General features: G+C 62.5%; 13 protein-coding genes. 7 read left to right on the forward strand and 6 right to left on the reverse strand.

Translation table 11 applies throughout. The features are described 5' to 3' along the window. Window positions 1–185: 185 nt before the first annotated feature. Together EC845_RS10975 and EC845_RS10980 are read right to left on the reverse strand one after the other, a co-directional pair. The gene (locus EC845_RS10975) at window positions 186–1,688 is read right to left on the reverse strand and encodes an FRG domain-containing protein (protein ID WP_123298156.1); all 1,503 of its coding nucleotides are present in this window, start codon (window positions 1,686–1,688) and stop codon (window positions 186–188) included. Window positions 1,689–2,394: 706 nt separating this feature from the next. After that, window positions 2,395–2,817, reverse strand: a complete 423-nt coding sequence (locus EC845_RS10980; RefSeq protein ID WP_123298157.1) for a rhodanese-like domain-containing protein — start codon at window positions 2,815–2,817, stop codon at window positions 2,395–2,397. A 72-nt stretch (window positions 2,818–2,889) separates the two neighbouring features. Here EC845_RS10980 and ftrA point away from each other — a divergent pair, with 72 nt between their 5' ends. Next, window positions 2,890–3,909: a transcriptional regulator FtrA gene (ftrA, locus tag EC845_RS10985; protein ID WP_123298158.1), complete on the forward strand. Its 1,020-nt coding sequence runs from the start codon at window positions 2,890–2,892 to the stop codon at window positions 3,907–3,909. Window positions 3,910–3,978: 69 nt separating this feature from the next. Here the strand turns inward: ftrA and EC845_RS10990 are convergent, their stop codons facing one another. Continuing rightward, window positions 3,979–4,875, reverse strand: a complete 897-nt coding sequence (locus tag EC845_RS10990) for a LysR family transcriptional regulator (protein ID WP_123298446.1) — start codon at window positions 4,873–4,875, stop codon at window positions 3,979–3,981. Between the two features lie 376 nt (window positions 4,876–5,251). Between EC845_RS10990 and EC845_RS10995 the strand changes: the two genes are divergently transcribed. From EC845_RS10995 to EC845_RS11005, 3 genes are all read left to right on the forward strand, one after another. Next, window positions 5,252–6,091, forward strand: coding sequence for a tripartite tricarboxylate transporter substrate binding protein (locus EC845_RS10995; protein ID WP_233598031.1), 840 nt, complete (start codon window positions 5,252–5,254; stop codon window positions 6,089–6,091). Window positions 6,092–6,151: 60 nt separating this feature from the next. Beyond that, entirely contained in the window at window positions 6,152–7,204 is a 1,053-nt protein-coding gene (locus tag EC845_RS11000) for an Ldh family oxidoreductase (protein ID WP_123298159.1), read from the forward strand. Window positions 7,205–7,316: 112 nt separating this feature from the next. Next, the gene (locus tag EC845_RS11005) at window positions 7,317–8,075 is read left to right on the forward strand and encodes an ABC transporter substrate-binding protein (RefSeq protein ID WP_123298160.1); all 759 of its coding nucleotides are present in this window, start codon (window positions 7,317–7,319) and stop codon (window positions 8,073–8,075) included. 214 nt (window positions 8,076–8,289) lie between these two features. Here EC845_RS11005 and EC845_RS11010 read toward each other — a convergent pair whose 3' ends face one another. From EC845_RS11010 to EC845_RS11020, 3 genes are all read right to left on the reverse strand, one after another. Continuing rightward, window positions 8,290–8,868: a DoxX family protein gene (locus tag EC845_RS11010; protein WP_123298161.1), complete on the reverse strand. Its 579-nt coding sequence runs from the start codon at window positions 8,866–8,868 to the stop codon at window positions 8,290–8,292. 126 nt (window positions 8,869–8,994) lie between these two features. Next, entirely contained in the window at window positions 8,995–9,477 is a 483-nt protein-coding gene (locus EC845_RS11015) for a hypothetical protein (protein ID WP_148077288.1), read from the reverse strand. Window positions 9,478–9,635: 158 nt separating this feature from the next. Further along, window positions 9,636–11,909: a TonB-dependent siderophore receptor gene (locus EC845_RS11020; protein ID WP_123298163.1), complete on the reverse strand. Its 2,274-nt coding sequence runs from the start codon at window positions 11,907–11,909 to the stop codon at window positions 9,636–9,638. A 215-nt stretch (window positions 11,910–12,124) separates the two neighbouring features. Between EC845_RS11020 and EC845_RS11025 the strand changes: the two genes are divergently transcribed. The 3 genes from EC845_RS11025 (at window position 12,125) to EC845_RS22480 (ending at window position 19,582) form a co-directional block, all read left to right on the forward strand. Continuing rightward, complete coding sequence (locus tag EC845_RS11025) at window positions 12,125–12,883, forward strand: response regulator (RefSeq protein ID WP_123298448.1); 759 nt, start codon at window positions 12,125–12,127, stop codon at window positions 12,881–12,883. 7 nt (window positions 12,884–12,890) lie between these two features. Next, window positions 12,891–14,333 carry an ATP-binding protein gene (locus EC845_RS11030; RefSeq protein WP_158615679.1) on the forward strand — a complete coding sequence of 481 codons (1,443 nt, stop codon included), beginning with the start codon at window positions 12,891–12,893 and terminating at the stop codon, window positions 14,331–14,333. A 419-nt stretch (window positions 14,334–14,752) separates the two neighbouring features. Continuing rightward, the gene (locus tag EC845_RS22480) at window positions 14,753–19,582 is read left to right on the forward strand and encodes a hypothetical protein (protein WP_199739782.1); all 4,830 of its coding nucleotides are present in this window, start codon (window positions 14,753–14,755) and stop codon (window positions 19,580–19,582) included. The last annotated feature ends 44 nt before the right edge of the window (window positions 19,583–19,626 follow it).

A 19,626-nucleotide genomic window follows, 5' to 3' on the forward strand; every position in this document is an offset into this window, starting at 1 on the left:
CTGAGGTCTGGAGATGTATAAAGGGCTATAGTGGCTTTTGAACTCCAAATCGGCCACTCGTTGAAGTTGATTGATAAGGATCAAACGGGGTTTCGCTAATTTTGCATTGCTTTGCTGACTCGCTCAGCTTAGGCGGGGTATGCGCGGTAGTTTTCTTCTTCCTGTATTGCGATGTCAATTTTTGTTTAGGGTATGCCAAAAAAGCTCAGTCTTGCTGGGTTGAATAAGACCAGTGGCCGTTCTCTAGCTAGCTGAGCGGGTATTATTTGACGCGCAAAAATACTAGCAAATGCGTCGAATTCAAACATGTGGTCAGGCTTCGAGCAAGCACTAAGTGCTCCAGCTGGGGTGGAGTATGTCTTCTGATTCTTGCAGCTGTGTTTCCAGTTCGAATCCAGGCATTGAAGTATGTCGTGGCTACTGCAATGAGCGCGTGAGATCGTGTTTAAAATGTCACATCCAAATTCGATCTCAAAAGCATCGGGTATCCATTGCTTAAACGCATGATCCATAGTGTGCCCTATCATTGAATTGCATTTGCTGATTGAGAACAGCTGCGTCAGTGCTCCCATGGTGCTGGCGATATCCTGGTCTTTGTAAGGTATATTTCGCATTCCATTCCATGCGGATTGAATTGCACTTAGATATCGGTCTATGTCATGTATTCCTTCAAGTCCATCAATTTTCCAAACTGATGAACTCGCCCGCAAATTCATCTCACGAGATAGTGCATTAAGAAAGGCGGCTTTGACCTGCTGATGGGCAGGAGGGGCTCCAGAGCCAGAGCGGACACGAATGTGTACAGTTTTCCCTACTACAGTATGGAAATTCTCATGACGCTCTAGTCGCCATGGGGCAAGCGCTGTTTCATTCCAGCTTTCAAGTAATATAGGCGCTGCGGAGAATGCCGATTTGGTATATCTTTCTGGGTCAGTGATCCAAAGCTCCTTCAGTATCTTCACGCCTTGTCCCTCCAGGTCAATTAGTAATTTCTCCATGTGCTCTTGCCCCTTTCTCCGGCGCTCTAAGGATTCGAACTCGTCGAGTAGCTGTTCGAGGTGGCTCTTTTGTGGGGGATAGATTTGATCGCGAGGCGGGTAAGCAGGTAATCCTGTCCAAGGGAATTCGATACGATCCATGCTGTACACGTTGTACCAAGTGTGGTTTGCACGTAGGAAGTGACCGTGCTGCGCCTGAAGTCGCCATAGATTTTTAACATCAACCGAAACCGGTTCAATCTCCAGCTCTTCACCAATGAGTTGCGCGTGCTTATGGTAAAAATCGAGAAGATCGTTGGTATTAAGGCAGAAAATTGCGGAAAAAGTACCCTCTTCCGGAGGTTGCGGAGTATCCGATGCAAAGAATCCTGCGACACTTGGATCAGATGTGAAATCGATGTAAGTAGTTGGATATCCGTAATGCTGTCTTATTGCGAACAAAAAGTGTTCGTTAGCCGTATCATCAAGATATGCTAGCTCGGGCACCAGTCGCACCCAGTCTAAAAAACGATCAAGGTCTTTGTTAAATTCACTTTCTGTCGTCCCGCCTTGCAGCTTCCGTTGAGCGGTCGACGAGGGAACCCAATCGGCTCGCACTTGACCGCGAAACCAGTTGTACTTGCCTGCCAGCTTTAAGCTCGAGGCGACTTCAATTGCCTCTTCTACATTTGCAACCGTTGTAACTCCCATCCCAACTCTCCGAATCCTGCCGCACGGCGAAACGTGCTAGCATAACCTAAAATAGACGTCTCGCTAGATGGATGCTTGAAGAAGAGATAAATTGTTCAGCAAAAATCCTGTCCCGCTTTTCGTGATCAGTGCAAATAGGCACAGCAGTAGTTGAGCGAAAGGCCCTTTGGGCCGAAAGTAATCTATGAATGTGCACAAATTGACCGGCAGCACTCGCTGCGAAACAGTAAGCACGTCAAGCGCGTCAAGTAACCGAAATGGGCTACAAGTAATCCCAGGGAGTGCTTGTGTCGAAGTCTTGTGCAAAAACTTACTAGCTATAGCCCGGATGAAGTGCCGTAGCATTCGTAGTGATGATTGAACGACTACGGAAGTCCATGGAGAGAAAAAGCTTATGCTTTATCAGTGTTCAAGTCATTTCCGGCAAGCGAGGACGTCGGTTTAGCCTACTTGGTACGGGAGCCAGGTGTTCACGAATGCTTCCCGATGGCCTATTGTGAGCCGCATGAAACAAGGCTTACCGACCCCGGTCTCGGGCACCAGAATAGGAAACAGGATTGTGCAGATGATGCACAATCCTGTTTTTTTATGGGCGAACGGATGGTGGTCGGCTGGCCCATCTCGCGTCTCGCCAACTTCGGTATGACGACACCGAATAAAACACGGCAAGCTCTTGCAGGGGTTACGACGGCGGTGGCCCAAAGCTTCAGGCGGCGGGGACTTCTGACGCCAAGCTATTCAGCTCGAAACCCTCATCGAGCCAGCCGGCGACACCGCCAGCCATGATTTTGACCGGGCGGCCCAGCCGGGCCAGACGCAAGGCGCCGCGCGCCGCTCCGTTGCAATGAGGGCCGGCGCAGTAGGTCACGAAAAGCGTCCCCTCTGGCCAGGCCGCCAGCTTGCTTTCGACGATCTTGCCGTGAGGCAAGTTGATGGCACCAGGCACATGGCTCATGGCGAACAGTGCGGGTGAACGCACGTCGAGCAGCACAAAGTCGGGACCCTTGCGGAGCCCGTCATGCACATCCCAGCAATCGGTTTCGAAAGTCAATTCGGCTGCGAAATGAGCCTCGGCGGCGAAAGCCGGGGCGGCGGGGATGGTGGTCACATGGGTGCGGGTGGAAGGCATGGCAAAAAAGATCGTGTTGGTGGCGACAGAGTCGATCTTGCCGAGACGTGAGCCGGGTCACAATTGGCGGATATGACAACCATCGACAAGATTACGCCAATCGCCGAAGCCACCCATGGGCCACTGGTCGTGGCCCCGATCTACGACGGCCTGTGTACGTTCGAGTTCTCCATCGTGGCCGAGGTCTTTGGACTGGCGCGGCCGGAGATGGGGCCGGCCTGGTACCGCTTTGCCAGCGCGGCGGTCGAGCCCGGCATGCTGCGCGCCCACGGCGGTCTGCGGGTCACGGCAGACGGGCAGGCCGACCTGCTGGAGCGTGCGGACCTGATCGTGATGGCCGGTTGGAAAGGCGCGCACGTTCCGGTGCCGGAGCAACTGGCACGGCGTCTGCGGCTGGCCTGGGAGCGCGGCGCCCGTCTGGCTTCGATCTGCTCCGGTGCCTTCGTGCTGGCCGCCACGGGCTTGCTGGATGGCCGGCGGGCCGCCACGCACTGGCGTTATGCAGATGCCCTGCGGCAGCGGCACCCCGCGATCGAGGTCGATGCCGGCGTTCTGTATGTCCAGGAAGACCGCATCCTGACTTCGGCAGGCAGCGCTGCCGGCATCGACCTGATGCTGCATCTCGTGCGCACGGACTTCGGCGTAGAGGCCGCGAACAGCGTGGCCCGGCGCCTGGTCATGCCCCCTCATCGCAATGGCGGCCAGGCGCAATTCATCGAGCGCCCCGTTCAGGCGGACCGTCTCCACCGGCTTTCGGACGTGCTGGAACAGATGCGGGCGGATCTTCAAGACGACTGGACGGTCGATCGCATGGCTCGGAGCGTGCTGATGAGTCCCAGGACCTTCCTGCGCCGTTTCATCGAGGCGACGGGCGTCTCGCCCGGCCAATGGCTGATCGCCGAACGGGTGGCAGAAGCCCAGCGCCTGCTCGAGAGCAGTGCGATGTCGATCGAGGACATTGCCGCGCGGGTCGGATTCGGCAGCGTCCAGGTCTTGAGGCATCACTTTCACGTCAAACTGGGCCTGGCGCCCCGGGACTATCGCGGCATGTTCGGTGCTGCACCCCTGACCGCCCCACGGGTCTCTCGGTAAACGAAAGGCAACGACCCAGCGAAAGGCAAGGACCCAGGTGCGCTCAACCAGGCTTGCAGTCTGTGGTCGTCATTCCCCATACGTTTTCTTCGCGACCAACATGTCGTAGAGAAGCTGTGCCGCCGGACGAAGGGGCCGGCCGCGACGGGAAATCAGACCCAGCGTTCGACTGACTTGGGGTTCGACGAGGGGCACTGCCGACAGTCCCTCATGCCCTTCAGGGGGCAGGGCCATGCGCGGTACCACCCCGATGCCGAGTCCCGCCGCGACCAGGCTGACCAATGCGGGGACATGATTGACCTCACAAAACCACCGTGGACGCGAGGGCGAGTGCGCCAAGGCCTGGTCGATCAGGAAACGGTTGCCGCTGCCCTGTGCCAAAGCGATGTAGTGATGCTCGGTCAACTCACGCCATGCCACCGACTTGCGCTTGCCCAACAAATGATGCGATGGACACGCCAACACAAAGGCCTCTTCGATCAGCGGCATGAATTCGATGTCGGCTTCTTGAGTGCCGATGTAGGTGACACCAAAGTCTGCGTCGCCGCGCGTCACCGCCAGCAGCACATCGCTTGAAGCCTCGTCGAGCACCCGAATGCGGATGCGTGGATAGTGCCGGTGATAGTCCTCGAACACCGAAGGCAGGAAGTGTCCGACCGCCGATGGCACACAAGCTAGCGTGACCTCGCCCGATAGCCGCTCCGCCAGGTCATGAATGCCCAGAAGCGAGCTGTCGACTTCGTTCAGGATGTTGCGTGCGCGGTGCACAAAGGTTCGCCCCACGGTGGTGAGCTCCACCTTGCGTGTGGTTCTTGTAAACAGCGCCACGCCCAGCGCGTCCTCGAGTTTGTCCACGCGACGTGACAGGGCCGACTGCGACAGATGCAGCGTCTCGGAGGCCGCGCGAAAGCTGCCGAGATCGGCGACCGCGAGGAAGGCCCGCAGATCGGCCAAGTCGAAATTCAGAATCTTTTCCAAGTGGTACTCCTGCGTTTGACGCAAGAATAGTAGCAATATTTGCACTTTACAGCTTGAATGACGCGCTTGATCATTTGGGTCCGGGCAAGCGTTGCACCGAAAAGCAAGGCCTGCACAACAACGGAGACAAGACAAACCGAAGTCGGTGCGCAAGCCGCCTGACCGATGTTGTCAACAACTGATCGGAAACGTCATGCATTTTTTTTCTTCGCAGTCGGCGGGGGGCTCTTGGCAGCGCCGCATGCTCAGGGGCTTTTGGGGTTGCACCGCACTCGTGGCCTGCTTTGCGGCGACCGCCCAGACCTGGCAACCCGCCAAGCCGATACGCCTCATCGTGCCTTACGGCCCCGGCGGAAGTTCCGACGTGATTGCACGGGCCATGGGCGTTGAAATGTCCAAGGGCCTTGGCCAGGCCGTCATCGTCGACAACAAGGCGGGCGGGCAAGGCGTCATTGCGATGCAGGAAGGCGCCCGCGCCGCGCCGGACGGCTACACCGTGGTGCTGGGCCACGTGGGCACGCTGGCGGTGAACCCGGCCATGATGCCTAAGCTTCCCTACGACGTGCAGAAAGACTTCTTGCCGGTCGCGTTGCTGGCCACGGTCCCCATGGTGTTCGCGGTCGGGCCGAGCGCCCACGTCGACACCTTGCCGCAATTGATCGCGAAGGCCAAGGCCGAGCCCGGCAAGTTGAACTATGGCTCTGCCGGCAATGGCAGCGCGGGCCATCTGGCGTTCGAGATGCTGAAGCTGGCGACCGGCACCGATGTGACGCATGTTCCTTACAAGGGGACCGGCGCTCAAATGACCGATCTGCTCGCCGGCAACATCGAGGCTGCGTCGGCCGGCCTGCCCGGTTTTCTGTCCCAGGCGAAAGCCGGCAAGCTGAAGATTCTGGCCGTGGGTTCGGTCAAGCGTCTGCATGCCGTGCCCGATGTACCAATCGTCGCAGAGCTGGGCTACCCGGATTTCGAAAGCTCGCAATGGTTCGGCTTGATCGTCCCCGCCAAAACCCCTGCAGAGGTCATTGCCCGTTTGCATGAGGAAGCGTTGAAGGCCCTGGCATCGCCGTCCGTCCAGCGCAGGCTCGAGGAGGACTCCAGCACCGCCGCACCCCTCGGACCTCAGGAATTTGCAGCGTTCATCGCCTCGGAGCAAAAACGCTGGGGTGCCGTGGTGCGCAGCGCCAAGCTGACTGCGGACTGATCGCCACCCCATACCCAGACCATTTGCTCGACTCATTACCGAGCCGTTAAAGGAATCACCATGAACGTACGCCACGAAACACGCCCCATCGTCCCCGAACAAGAACTGATCAGCCTGGGGCTGCAGGCCTTTCAGGGACTGGGACTGAACGAACGGAATGCCCAGGATGTCGTCGAGGTCCTCGTGCTGGCCGACCTGTTCGGTTTGTCCACCCATGGATTGAGCCGGGTCGAGTCGTACGGCGAGCGACTGGCCGTCGGCGGTATCGCCAAGAACCCCGACATCACCGTCGAACGGGCCGCGCCTGCGTTGGTCACGGTGGATGGCGCGAACGGCGTCGGTCCGCTGGTCGGCATGCACGGCCTGCGTGCGGCGATGGAGGTGGCAAGAGAGTACGGCATCGGCGCTGCATTCGTCCGCGGCAGCAACCATTTCGGCCCCATCTCTCCCTATAGCTATCTTGCGGCGGAAGCCGGTTTTGCCAGCATGATCGGCAGCAACGCCACAACGACCATCGCGCCTTGGGGCGGCAGCGATGCCCGGCTCGGCAACAGTCCCCTCGGCTTCGGTGTGCCCGGTGCCGACGGCGCCCACTTCATGCTGGACATGGCCATGAGCGTGGTGGCCCGCGCCAAGATTCGCAATGCGCTCAAGGCCGGCGACGCCATTCCCGACACCTGGGGCACCGACAGACAAGGCCGCAAGACCACCGATCCCAAAGCCGCGCTCGATGGCTTTCTGCAACCCATCGGCGGCCACAAGGGGTACGGCCTGGCGCTCATGGTCGACATGTTCGCGGGCGTGTTGTCCAACGCGGCTTACCTGACCCATGTGAAATCCTGGGTGGACGCACCGGACGAGCCGCAGAACCTCGGACATTTCTTCATCCTCATCGACACCCGCCGGCTTGGTGCGGCGCAATGGCTTGCCGAGCGGATGCGGGACTTCGCGGCCATCCTGCACGGCAGCCCGGCTGTGGAGGCGGACAAGCCCGTCATCGTGCCGGGAGAGATCGAACTCGCCAACATGAAACGCCAACGGGCCCAAGGCATTGCGCTCGATCCGGCCGTGCTCGAGTTGCTCAAGGCTCATGGACAAGCCAGTGCCGTGTAAGGGCGGCGTTGTCTGGCATTCTCATCCAAGACGCCGACGTCATTCTTCTACCGACACGCATCGACCTCTGCGATGCAGCCTCGACCCCACTTTTCATTTCAAGGTTTCGATCATGACCCGCCAGACCAACCCGACTGAAAAACACATCGATGCCGGCGTTCGTGCTGCGTTGACACCCGGCGGCGTGTTACGGGCTTCGATCAACGTGGGCAACCCCATTCTTGCAAACCTCGATGCAGCAGGACTGCCTGCTGGCGTATCGGTCGACCTGGCCAGGGAGTTCGCCAGGTGGCTCGACGTGGAGGTCGAACTGAAGGTGTTCGATTCAGCCGGTCGATCCGTGCAGGCCGTGACGAACGAGGAGGCGGACATCGGTTTTTTTGCAGTCGATCCGCTGCGCGGCGAAGGCATCCACTTCACGGCCCCGTATGTTCTGATCGAAGGCGCCTATCTGGTTCGCGAAACGTCCCCATTGCGGGACAACGCCGAGGTCGACCAGGCGGGCCACCGGGTCGTCGTGGGCAAAGGAAGCGCCTACGACCTCTACCTGACGCGCGAACTCCAGAACGCGAGCCTTGTCCGCGCGGTGACTTCACCTGCCGTGGTGGACACCTTTGTGGCGGAAGCTCTGGAAGTGGCTGCCGGCGTCAGACAGCAACTCGAGGCCGATGCGGCCCGATGGCCTGGCCTTCGCATCCTGCCCGGCCGTTTCATGGTGATCCAGCAGGCCATGGGCTTACCCCGCAGCCGCGGTGTCGAAGCCGCGACATGGCTCAGAGCGTTTGTCGAGGAAATGAAATCGAGCGGCTTCGTGCAGCAGGCCCTCGCTCGGCATCGTATCGAAGGCGCGTCTGTTGCTGACGCTGCGTGAGCGGTCAGGAAGGCACGGCTGCCGTGTCTGGGGTCGGCGATGAAGACGTGTGTCGAGGCGCACGCGGTAGCGGTCTCACCTGTGCAGGTTCTGTGGGGTCAATACATGAACGCCGACCATGCTCTTGTTCCGGTCACTCCAAAGTCGCTAAGGACCGCAACTGCTCGACAACTCCCATCAAAGCAGACCTCTCCCTCAACCAAAGACCCATCGCTCAGAATTCTTTCTTCAGCAACCGATCCACCGAAAACACCCCCCCACCAAACGCCGCAAAGAACAGACAACCGGCGGCCCATAGGCTGGAGAGTTGAATGGCTTTGTGCTGGAGCAGTTCCAGCGTGACGGCGCCTCCGTCGAACAGGCGCTTGGCGCCGTTGGGCGTGATGTATTCGGGGTGGGCCTTGACGGCCTCGATCCCGGCGCTGGTCAGGAGAAGGGCCGCGTCGTAAGGGAAGTGAAAGTGGAACCACACGGTGACGAACAGCATCACGGCATTGGCCAGCGCCAGGGGGCGGGTAAGCAGGCCCAGGATCAAGCCGATGCCGCCTGCGACTTGCATGACGGCAAGTAGCGGCGAAAAAAGCCATCCCGGGTGAAATCCGATCATCTCGACAAACGAGACTTGCGCCATGGGGGCCATGAGTTTGGGCCATCCTTCGAACAGCAGCCAGCCACCCAGCGTCACCCGGAGTAGAAGCCACCCGAGCGGTTGTGCAAACGTGTTGTAGAGGCCTGCGAAGGGGCCGATCCAGAGTCTTTCTTCACGGGTTGTGAAGTCTAGGCGTGCGCTCATGTTTATCCTCTGTCTGTCGACTGTTGTTGTGTCGGATTGAGCGTATCGGAACCGGACATTTGCAGCTTGATCTGGCTCAACTCTCGTTGAGGATTGCCGCATCGAGCCGCAGGCGACGCGGACGGTTCACACCAGATTCAACACGATGCCTTCGGCTTCCGGATCGAGCAGGCCTTTCTCGACGAGGTACCGGATGACCGCCGCAATCTCGGCGCCGTTCACGGGCTGGATCACGGAGAGGCAACGTCTGAGGAAATGACGCCGGGCCTGGACGGGAAGGGATTCCGCGACGGCGGCGCCCAGGGACGAACGCAGCCGGTTCAAGTGGTCCCAGTATTCGATTTCTGCCAGGCAGTCGTCCAGGGACTGGGGGAGCTGTTGGGGGTGGGCGTGGAATCGCTCGTCCACCTGGTCGATCTTGTATTGATTCCAGTACTTGTCCTTGCGCAGGCCCTTGAGTGCGGCTTTGCAGAACTTCTCGGCCGGGGTGAGGGCGAGCAGGGGTGTCGCCGGGTCGATCGGCGGCAGGCTGAACAGGCTGCGATACGGATCGGTGTCCGCTTCGGCGGCAGCATGCTGCTTCCCTCGAAAGGGCAATACGTTGGTCATCGATCAGGGCTGGCGTCTGGGTTTGTCGCCGACTGAGTCGGGCGGTCGGCGTTTCGTGCAAGAGGCGCCGGCGCCCGATCGGTCGGGTTGGAACGCCGACGATATCCTGTTCTGGTACTAACCGGCTTGCCTTTACCCCGATTTCCGTGGGGCGGCGCTCAGAACGAGGCGCGCAGCGTCAGGCGGAAGGCACGCGGCTCGCCGTAGATGGCGCCCGAGTAGAAGCCGTACTGGCGGTAGTAGGTCTTGTCGAACAGGTTGCTGATGTTGAGCGTGGCGACCAGGTTCTTGTTGATGTCGTACCGCGCCATGGCGTGATAGAGCGTGTAGCCCTTGAGGTCGATGTTCACATTCGAGCCCAGGGTGGGGTGGCTGGTGCCGGTGGGGGCCTGGCGCATCGCGCTCTGTGTGGTCAAGCCGCCGCCGATCGTCAGCTTCTTCCAGGCGCCGGGCAGGCGGTAGCTGGTGTTGAGCCTGAACAGGTGGCGAGGATCGTTGTCGGTGGTAGGGCTGTTGGGGTTGTCGACCGAGAGGAAGGTGTAGCCGCCATAGACATTCCAATGCGGCGTGATGCGACCCGAGAAGTCGAGCTCGAAGCCCCGGGTCCGGACGCCCGACGCGCCATTGACATAGGCGATGCCATCTGCCTCGTTGCCGTTCACGTAGAGCGGATTGCCTTCGGCATCCCGGGCGATGGTCGCGAGATCCTTCTGCTTGGAATAGAACACCGCCAGCGAGCCGTCGATCTGGCCGTCCAGCCATTCGCCCTTGATGCCGGTCTCGAATGCGGTTCCGGTCTTGGGGGAGAGGTAGTCGCCGTTGGTCTTGCGCTGGGTCTGGGCCTCGAAGACATCGGTGTAGCTGGCATACAGCGAGTAGTTGCTGCTCAGGTCGTAAACCGCGCCCAGGTAAGGCGTGACCTGGTGGCTGAAGCTCGAGCTGACGGCTCCGTTGGCGTAGTTCGATTGCCATCCGAGCCGCGCGCCCGCAATGACGGCGAGCGGGTCGGTGATCTTGAAACGATTGGCGACGTAGCCGCCATAGGTCTTCTGGCGGGTGGTGGTGTTGAGGCCGGTGCGGGTCGAGGTCACCTCGCCGATGCTGGAGCCGGAGGCGATGAACTCCCGCCAGTCGCCGATGGCAAAACGGCTGGAGATGCGGTTCATGCACGAGGCCAGTGCAACGCCGGCCGCGTCACGGCACTGCAGGCCAAACGTGGTGGTCTTGCTGTCGGATGCGTTCAGCCCGGCCATGAACTGGTGCGAGCGGCCCGCGAACGGGTAGTTGCCGTTCACGGTCCATTGGATGTTGCGTGTCTGGTTGTCGCTCTCCTGGAACATGGTGTTCAGGTAGGCTCCGGTGCCGTCCTGGTTCCAGAACCCGCGGGTGGCGGTCGAGCCGCTGTTGGCCTTGGAGACGGCCAAGTGGTTTCTGGCTTCGCCCTGGGCAATCGAGCCGGTCAGGCGGGTGCTCCAGTTGCTGTCGATGCGGTGCTCCAGGTTGGCGAAGAGCGTGCGGGTCTCGCGCAGGCTGTAGCTCCAGTCGGCCGATGCGCTCATGCTGCGGCTGAAGTGCGTGGTGCTTCCGTCCGAGAACCAGATCGGCACGTTGGTGCCCCAGGTCGCGCCGTTGATGCGCCGGCGTTCAAGCTGAAAGCCCAGGCCGGCCCGGGTGTCGGCGCTCAGGTCGGCGGTGACGCTGGCCAGCAGGCCCAGCGATTTGTCTTGCTCGCGGTCGCGGAAACCGTCCGAATCGTCGCCGCTGAGCACCAGGCGCGAACGCACGCTGCCGTCTTGCGTGAGCGGCTGGTTCAGGTCCAGCATCAGGTGTCTTTTGTTCCAACTGCCGAAGGTCACGCTGGCGGCGCCGAAGCGGGTCTTGCGTGCTTCCTTGCGAACTAGGTCGATGGTGCCCGACGGATCGCCCGTGGCGCCCAGCAGGCCGTTGGCGCCGCGCAGGATTTCCACGCGGTCGTACAGGTCCATGTTGAGGGACTGGCCCGATCCGGCGAAACTGGTCTCGCCGTCGATCTTGGCCCCGTCGACGCGGAAGTTGCTGATGGCGAAGCCCCGAGCGCGATACGTGGTGCGGACACCGACGTCCAACTGGGTGGCGCTGATGCCCGTCGCATGCAGCAGCGCATCGTCGAGGGTTTCGACGTTCTCGTCGTCCATCTGCTGGCGGGTGAGGGTGCTGACCGATTGCGGGGTTTCGCGCCGAGTCAGCGCCAGCCCGGTCGAGGCCGAGACGGCGGGGTTCTCATACGACCGAGTGACCTCGCTGGCGTTGGTGATCTCGCCGCGTGCCTTGACCTCGACCACATCGAGCTGGACGTCCTGCTGAGCCAGGGCGGCCTGCATGAAGAAGGCCTGTGCCGCCAGGGCCAGAAGGGCCGGCTTGACCGGCGGGCGCTGAAAACTTTTCCCGAACATCAAAATGGAATTCCCTCGGTTAATAAGAATGATTAGCCATTCGGATGCGGAATGTAGTGGGGCAAGGTGCTGCACGCGTTACGCCTTGTCGCCCGTATGTATTGGAATGTTTTGGCGTTGGAAGGGCGCGAAGGGGGTCGCCGACCTGAGTGTCGGATTCATTCTCCTTTTAGAATAAGAATGATTAGCCGTTGGAGGAGGCCCTCGAGGCCGCCATGCAAGACCGAAACATCCTGATCGTCGAAGACGACATCGACATGCGACGCCTGATCGCGCAGTACCTCGAACGAGCCGGATTCGATGTGCGCGAGGTGGGCAATGCCCCAGAGATGCGGCTGGCCCTGGCCGACGGGCCGGTGGATCTGCTGCTGCTCGATGTGATGCTTCCAGGGCAGGACGGACTGGACATCTGCCGCAGGTTGCGAGGTGACCCGGACCATGCCTCGTTGCCCATCATCATGCTCACGGCGCTCACCGACATGCCCGATCGCGTGGTGGGGCTGGAGATCGGCGCAGACGACTATCTGGGCAAGCCGTTCGAGCCGCGTGAATTGCTGGCGAGGATCAAGGCGGTGCTGCGCCGCTCTCCGCGCATGGCCCAACCGGCGGCGCCTGCTGCAGGCGTGGTGCCGGCCGAGCTCGAGGTGATTCGGTTCGAGGGCTGGGAGCTCGACACGCGTTCGCGTCAGCTGATTTCTCCGGAACGGGTCTCGGTCGGCCTGGCGAGTTCGGACTACCGTGTTCTTCTGTGCCTGCTGCGCCATCCCGACCAGCCGCTGAGTCGCGACCGCTTGCTGACCGAGGCTTTCGGCCGCGAGCGCTCGCCGATCGACAGGGCGGTGGATGTGTGCGTGAGCCGCTTGCGTGCGCATCTGGAGCCCGACAGCCGAAAGCCGCGCATCATTCGCACGGTGCGGCATGAAGGTTATATGTACAGCCCGACACGCGACGCGGCGGCTGCCGATGTCCTGTAGCCGGGGCGTGGGTTCTCGCCTTCGGGCTTCGGCCGAGCGGGTCGTACGCAGGCTCTGGCCGCGCACGCTGTTCGGGCGTTTGTTTCTGATCCTGGCCTCGGGCATGCTGGCCGCGCAGTTCCTGACCAGCAGCATCTGGCTCAGCGTGCGTTACCAACAGCAACTGGAAGCGCCGACACGTGTGATGGGCGAGCGCGTGGCCGATCTGCTCGGCCTGCTCGAGCGCGGGCAGACGATGCAGGATGTCCAGCGGATCATGGTGAACGAGCGTTTTTTGTTTGCCCTGCACGACAGGCCGCGCGAGCGCGAGGCGGTGCGCCATCCCCGCGCGGGTGACGTGGAGGATCTGCTGAACCACGTGCTGCACGAGCGCCTGCCGCGCAGCAAGGCCGTGGCGCTGACCGGACTGCATCTGCGTGACGATCGAGGACAGCCGGCCGACTGGCTCTCGCTGCTCGGCTTTGCGGGCCTGTCGGTCGACTATGCCCTGCAGATCGAGCAGGACAGCGGGCAGTGGCTGTGGGTCGATGCCCGTCTGCCGCAGGGCTGGCAGACGCAATCGGGGTGGGCGGTGTTGTGGGATCTGCTGTGGCGGGTCTATCTGGTGCGCATCGCCATCGTGGTGGTGCTGGTGATGCTGGCCGTGAAGTGGGTGGTCAAGCCCCTGGCCGAACTGGCGCGTGCTGCGCAGGCGGTCGAGCGCGATGTGGCGGGCGCCTTGCCGCTGGCCGAGCAGGGGCCGATGGAGGTGCGCCATGCCGCGCAGGCCTTCAACCGCATGCAGCAGCACATTGCGGTCCATCTGGCCGAAAGAACGCGTTTTCTGGCGGCCGTCTCGCACGATCTGCGCTCGCCGATTGCCCGCATGCGGCTGCGGCTCGAGTTGCTCGACGCCCCCGAAATCGAGCCCGTGAAGGCCAAGCTGCGCTCGGACCTGTCCAGCATGGAAAGCCTGATCGACAGCACGCTGGCCTTCATCCAATCGGGGCAACGCAACGGTCCGTCGCATCGCATCGACCTGGATTCATGGGTGCGCAGTGCATGTCACGACTGGCAGGATCTCGGCGCCCGTGTCGAGGTTTCGGGCGGCACGGGTGGCGGCCAGATCGACGGTTATCCGCAAGGCCTGCGGCGGGTGCTCGACAACCTGATCGACAACGCGCTGCGTTATGCCGGAAACGCGCGTGTCGAATTGGCCCGGGTGGGCTCGCAGGCAGAGATCAGCGTGGTGGACGACGGCCCCGGGATAGATCCCGAGCTGCTGGCGCAGGTGCGTCTGCCTTTTGTGAGAGGCGAGGCCTCGCGCAATCCCGCGACAGGGGGGCATGGCCTGGGCCTCAGCATCGTCGAAGGCATCGTGACGGCGCACGCCGGGCAGATCGCGATCGAAAACCGGACGGACCGCTCCGGACTGCGGGTCAGGGTGACGTTTCCGTTGTCGAACGCATAGGTTTGCTGCTTCTCGAGCGGGAAAGTGGCGGCTGCCGCGGGTGTTGTGTCCGGTCTGTGACGAGGAACATGACGGCCGCCATTCCGCATTTGTCATCGGGCTGCATGTGTCGCAGAGCCGGTGCGCAGCCGGATTTCATGGCTACACCGATAGTTCTCAGTTCACTCCTTGCCGTGTTCCCACGGAACGTGTTCCCGCGTGACGGCGTCACGTAACGCCGTGGGAACATCTCCCACATGCTTGTCGGTTTTTTGAGGTTTCAAGGCCAGAAAAGAAAACCTTGGTATTCAAAAGAGGGGGGTTCCGCGTGTCACTGGGTCGTGGCACGCCGGTTGCCTATTCATAGACGTGAACGCGACGGGGCCGAGGCTTCGGCGTCCAACGGTCTAACCCTTTATTGATGAGTCGGAGATACTGCCATGGCTGCACAAGCATCATTGAATTCCGGAACGCAGGCCAGTCCTGTTCTGGTGGCCCAACTGGGCTCGTCGTCCACGGCCACGCCGGTCGCACCGGTCGCTGCGGGTGGCGTGCAATCGGGCGTCGGAACGATCTCGGGTGCCACCGACGGCGTGCAGATCATCCGCGGCGGTCAGCAGATCGGCGTCACCGGCGAGCAGGCTCTGCTGGCCGGCGATCGCGTGATCGTGCCCGAAGGCGGTTCGGCCAACGTCTCGTTCCCCGGCTCCGGTGCCAATGAGGCGCCTCTGGCAGGCACCTTCACCGGCGGTACCGATGCGACCATCGGCACGACTCCCCAGCCGGGTGGCGGACAGCAGGTCACGGTCGATCTGGCTGCAGGCGACCTGGTCGTCACGCCGGACGACGCCGCCTCGGACGCCGCTGCGCTGATGGTGACAAAGAATGTGCCCGCCGCTGCGGGTGGCGGTTTTTCTCTGGGTGAATTTGCGTTGGGCGCCTTGGGTGGCGGCTTGATCGGTGCGTTGCTGGCGGATGACGACAAGAGCAGCAACAACGATGACGATAGCGACAGTGATGCTGATGCTGATGCTGATAGTGACTCGGACTCGGATAGCGATTCCGACAGCGACTCCGACTCGGATAGCGACTCGGACAGCGACAGCGACTCCGACTCGGACTCGGACAGTGACTCGGACAGCGACAGCGACTCCGACTCGGACAGTGACTCGGACAGCGACTCCGACTCGGACAGTGACTCGGATAGCGACAGCGATTCCGACTCGGACAGTGACTCGGACAGCGACAGCGATTCCGACTCGGACAGTGATTCGGACAGCGACAGCGACTCCGACTCGGACAGTGACTCGGACAGCGACAGCGACTCCGACTCGGACAGTGACTCGGACAGCGACAGCGACTCCGATTCGGATAGCGACTCGGACAGCGACAGCGACTCCGACTCGGACAGTGACTCGGACAGCGACAGCGACTCCGACTCGGACAGCGACTCGGACAGCGACAGCGATTCCGACTCGGACAGTGATTCGGACAGCGACAGCGACTCCGACTCGGACAGCGACTCGGACAGCGACAGCGACTCCGACTCGGACAGCGACTCGGACAGCGACAGCGACTCCGATTCGGACAGTGACTCGGACAGCGACAGCGACTCCGATTCGGACAGTGACTCGGACAGCGACAGCGACTCCGACTCGGATAGCGATTCCGACAGCGACTCCGACTCGGATAGTGACTCGGACAGCGACAGCGACTCCGATTCGGATAGCGACTCGGACAGCGACAGTGACTCGGACTCGGATAGCGATTCCGACAGCGACTCGGACTCCGACTCGGATAGCGATGACGAGGGCAGCGGCCTGATCGACACCGTGCAGGATGTCCTGAACAACCTGACCGACCAGACCCTGGCTGCACCTCTGGCTCAGTTGATCAACAACCTCGTGAGCCCCGATGGCGGCACGCTGGCGGGCCTGACGAATGCGCTCAACCAACTGACCAACACCGAGACCGGCGCGCTGGGACCCTTGACCGAGCTGGTCAATGGACTCATCAACACGGAAAACGAAGGACTCGAGCCCCTGGTCTCTGCTCTGCAGCAGATCATCGGTGGCCTGGACGACAACGGCGGCCTGCTGGGTGGCTTGCTGGGCAGCGGCGGCCTGCTGGGCGGTCTGCTGGGTGACGCCGGCCTGGGCGGCTTGCTGGGCGGTCTGCTGGGTGGCGGACTGGGCGGTGGTGGCGGCGGTTCCGGCGAAGGCGTCGTGTCGACGGTACAAGAGGCTCTGGCTTCGATCACCGATCAGACCGCTGTCGCGCCGCTGACCGACCTCATCAACAGCCTGGTCGATCCCGACACCGGCACGGCAGCCGGCATCACCGGTGCCCTGGAAGACCTCACCGCCACCGATGGCGGACTGGCTGCCCTGGGCGAGCTGGTGGTGGCCCTGACCACCGCCGACAACGCTGCTCTGGCTCCGTTGACCGATGCGCTGGCCGAACTGCTGCAAGGTGTTTCGGGCAACGAAGGCACACCTCTGGGCGACATCGTCTCCGGCCTGCTGGGCGAAGACGGCGCACTGGCCGATCTGCTGGCCGACGGTGGACTGGGTGACCTGCTGGGTGGCCTGCTGCCTGGCGGCACCGGTGGCGATGGCGACGGTCTGATCACCACGGTCCAGGACGCGCTGGCCACCATCACCGATCAGACGGCGCTGGCGCCCCTGACCGAGCTGGTCGACACGCTGCTGAACCCCGATACGGGCGTGCTGGGCGGTCTCACATCGACCCTTGAAGACCTGACCAGCAGCACCGGCGGCCTGGCTGCGCTGGACGATCTGGTCGATGCACTGCTGACCTCTGACAACGCAGCCCTGGCACCGGTCACTGCAGCGCTCAATGACATCCTGCAAGGCCTGACCGGCAGCCCCAACTCGCCCATCGGCCAAGTGCTCGAAGGCGTGCTGGGCAACGACGGCCCCCTTGCCAGTCTGCTGGGCGATGCCGGACTGGGCGGATTGCTCGGTGGCCTGCTGGGTAACGGCGGATTGGTCGGCGGCCTGCTGGGCAACGATGGACTGGTCGGCGGTCTGCTGGGCAGCGAAGGACTGCTGGGTGGTCTGCTGGGCGGCGGTACGACCACGGGCAACGGCGTGCTGGCTCCCGTCAACGACCTGGTCGCCTCGGCTGGCGACACCGTGGGCAACCTGCCCGTGGTGGGCGATCTGCTGGGTGGTGCGCTCGACCCCGTGCAAGATGTGGTGGGCGAAGTCACCGGAACGGTCGGCGACCTGCTGTCGCCCATCGTCGGCGGCGACTTCGATCCCGGCAACAGCAACACGCTGGATCCGGTCGACGACGTGGTCACCACGGTCACCGATGGCGTGGGCGATCTGCTGACGCCGGTGGTCGACGGCCTGCTGGGTGCAGGCGCCACCAGCGGTCTGCTGGATCCGGTCACCGAACAGGTCGACTATGTCACCGACGCGGTTTCCGGCCTGCTCGACAACGTCGTCGGTGGCCTGCTGCCCGAAGGTGGCGGCAGCGAAGGCGACGCCGCGCTGCTCGATCCCGTCGACACCCTGGTCGGCAATATCGGCGACACCCTGACGGGTGCACCGGTTGTCGGTGATCTGCTGGGCGGTGTGATCGCCCCGGTCGCCGAGGTGACCGACAGCGTGACCGATGTGGTCGGCGACCTGCTCGCACCTCTGGTGGGCGGTGGATTCGATCCCGACAACAGCAACACGCTGGATCCGGTCGACGACGTGGTCACCACGGTCACCGATGGCGTGGGCGATCTGCTGACGCCGGTGGTCGACGGCCTGCTGGGTGCAGGTGCCACCAGTGGTCTGCTGGATCCGGTCACCGAACAGGTCGACTACGTGACCGATGCCGTGTCGGGCCTGCTCGACAACGTGGTCGGCGGTCTGCTGCCGACGACAGGCGGCGGCGACGGCGACGCGCTGCTCGACCCCACCGACACGCTGGTCGGCAACGTGGGCGACGCACTCTCCGGTGCGCCGGTCGTTGGCGGTCTGCTGGCCGGTGTCGTTGCACCGGTGGTCGACGTCACCGACAGCGTGACCGATGTGGTGAGCGATCTGCTGGCACCGGTGTTCGGCGACAGCTTCACGGTCGACAACCCGAATGTGCTGGACCCCGTCGATGGCGTGGTCGGTACCGTGACGGGCGCCGTAGGCGGTCTTGTGACGCCGGTTCTGGATGGCGTGTTGGGTACCGGCGTGACCAACGGCGTGCTGGCACCGGTCGTCGACCAAGTCGACTACGTGACGGACGGCGTTGCCCATGTGGTGGACACCGTTCTGGGCGGTGACCTGCTGGGTGGTTTGGTCGGCGGCGACCTGCTGGGTGGCGACCTGCTCGGCGGTGTGCTGGGAGAAGACGGCCTGGTGGGCGGTCTGATCGGTGGTGACCTGCTGGGTGGTGACCTGCTTGGCGGCGTGCTGGGAGAAGACGGCCTGGTGGGCGGTCTGGTCGGCGGCGACCTGCTGGGTGGCGACCTGCTCGGCGGTGTGCTGGGAGAAGACGGCTTGGTGGGTGGTCTGATCGGCGGTGACCTGCTGGGCGGCGATCTGCTCGGCGGTGTGCTGGGAGAAAACGGCCTGGTGGGCGGTCTGATCGGCGGCGACCTGCTGGGTGGTGACCTGCTCGGCGGTGTGCTGGGTGAAGACGGCCTGGTGGGCGGTCTGATCGGCGGCGACCTGCTGGGTGGTGATCTGCTCGGCGGTGTGCTGGGTGAAGACGGCCTGGTGGGTGGTCTGATCGGTGGCGACCTGCTGGGTGGCGATCTGCTCGGCGGCGTGCTGGGAGAAGACGGCCTGGTGGGTGGTCTGATCGGCGGCGACCTGCTGGGTGGTGACCTGCTCGGCGGCGTGCTGGGTGAAGACGGCTTGGTGGGCGGTCTGATCGGTGGCGATCTGCTGGGTGGTGACCTGCTCGGCGGTGTGCTGGGAGAAGACGGCCTGGTGGGCGGTCTGATCGGTGGCGATCTGCTGGGTGGTGACCTGCTCGGCGGTGTGCTGGGTGAAGACGGCTTGGTCGGCGGTCTGCTCAACGAAGGCGGTCTGGTCGGTGGTCTGCTCAACGACGGTGGTCTGGTGGGCGGATTGCTGGGCAACAACGGCCTGGTTGGCGGCCTGTTGGGTGGCAGCACCGGTGGTGGTTTGTTGGGCGGCCTGCTGGGTGGATCCAGCATCGCCCCGGTCACCAGCACGGTCAGCGAAGTGGCCGATACCGCATCGGCAACCGCTTCCAGCGTGGTCGAGCAATTGCACACCCTGGCCTGAGTCTGAGCGGCTACGGGTTTGGGATTCGCGAAAGCATTCCAGAC

The sequence above is a fragment of the Comamonas sp. BIGb0124 genome, assembly GCF_003752175.1.
In the GTDB taxonomy this organism is placed as follows: Bacteria; Pseudomonadota; Gammaproteobacteria; order Burkholderiales; family Burkholderiaceae_C; genus Comamonas_F.

Coding starts and splice junctions, on each gene's coding strand:
- EC845_RS10975 (WP_123298156.1), bottom strand. CDS start 1,688: ATGGGAGTTACAACGGTTGCAAATGTAGAAGAGGCAATTGAAGTCGCC.
- EC845_RS10980 (WP_123298157.1), bottom strand. CDS start 2,817: ATGCCTTCCACCCGCACCCATGTGACCACCATCCCCGCCGCCCCGGCT.
- ftrA (WP_123298158.1), top strand. CDS start 2,890: ATGACAACCATCGACAAGATTACGCCAATCGCCGAAGCCACCCATGGG.
- EC845_RS11000 (WP_123298159.1), top strand. CDS start 6,152: ATGAACGTACGCCACGAAACACGCCCCATCGTCCCCGAACAAGAACTG.
- EC845_RS11005 (WP_123298160.1), top strand. CDS start 7,317: ATGACCCGCCAGACCAACCCGACTGAAAAACACATCGATGCCGGCGTT.
- EC845_RS11010 (WP_123298161.1), bottom strand. CDS start 8,868: ATGAGCGCACGCCTAGACTTCACAACCCGTGAAGAAAGACTCTGGATC.
- EC845_RS11015 (WP_148077288.1), bottom strand. CDS start 9,477: ATGACCAACGTATTGCCCTTTCGAGGGAAGCAGCATGCTGCCGCCGAA.
- EC845_RS11020 (WP_123298163.1), bottom strand. CDS start 11,909: ATGTTCGGGAAAAGTTTTCAGCGCCCGCCGGTCAAGCCGGCCCTTCTG.
- EC845_RS11025 (WP_123298448.1), top strand. CDS start 12,125: ATGCAAGACCGAAACATCCTGATCGTCGAAGACGACATCGACATGCGA.
- EC845_RS22480 (WP_199739782.1), top strand. CDS start 14,753: ATGGCTGCACAAGCATCATTGAATTCCGGAACGCAGGCCAGTCCTGTT.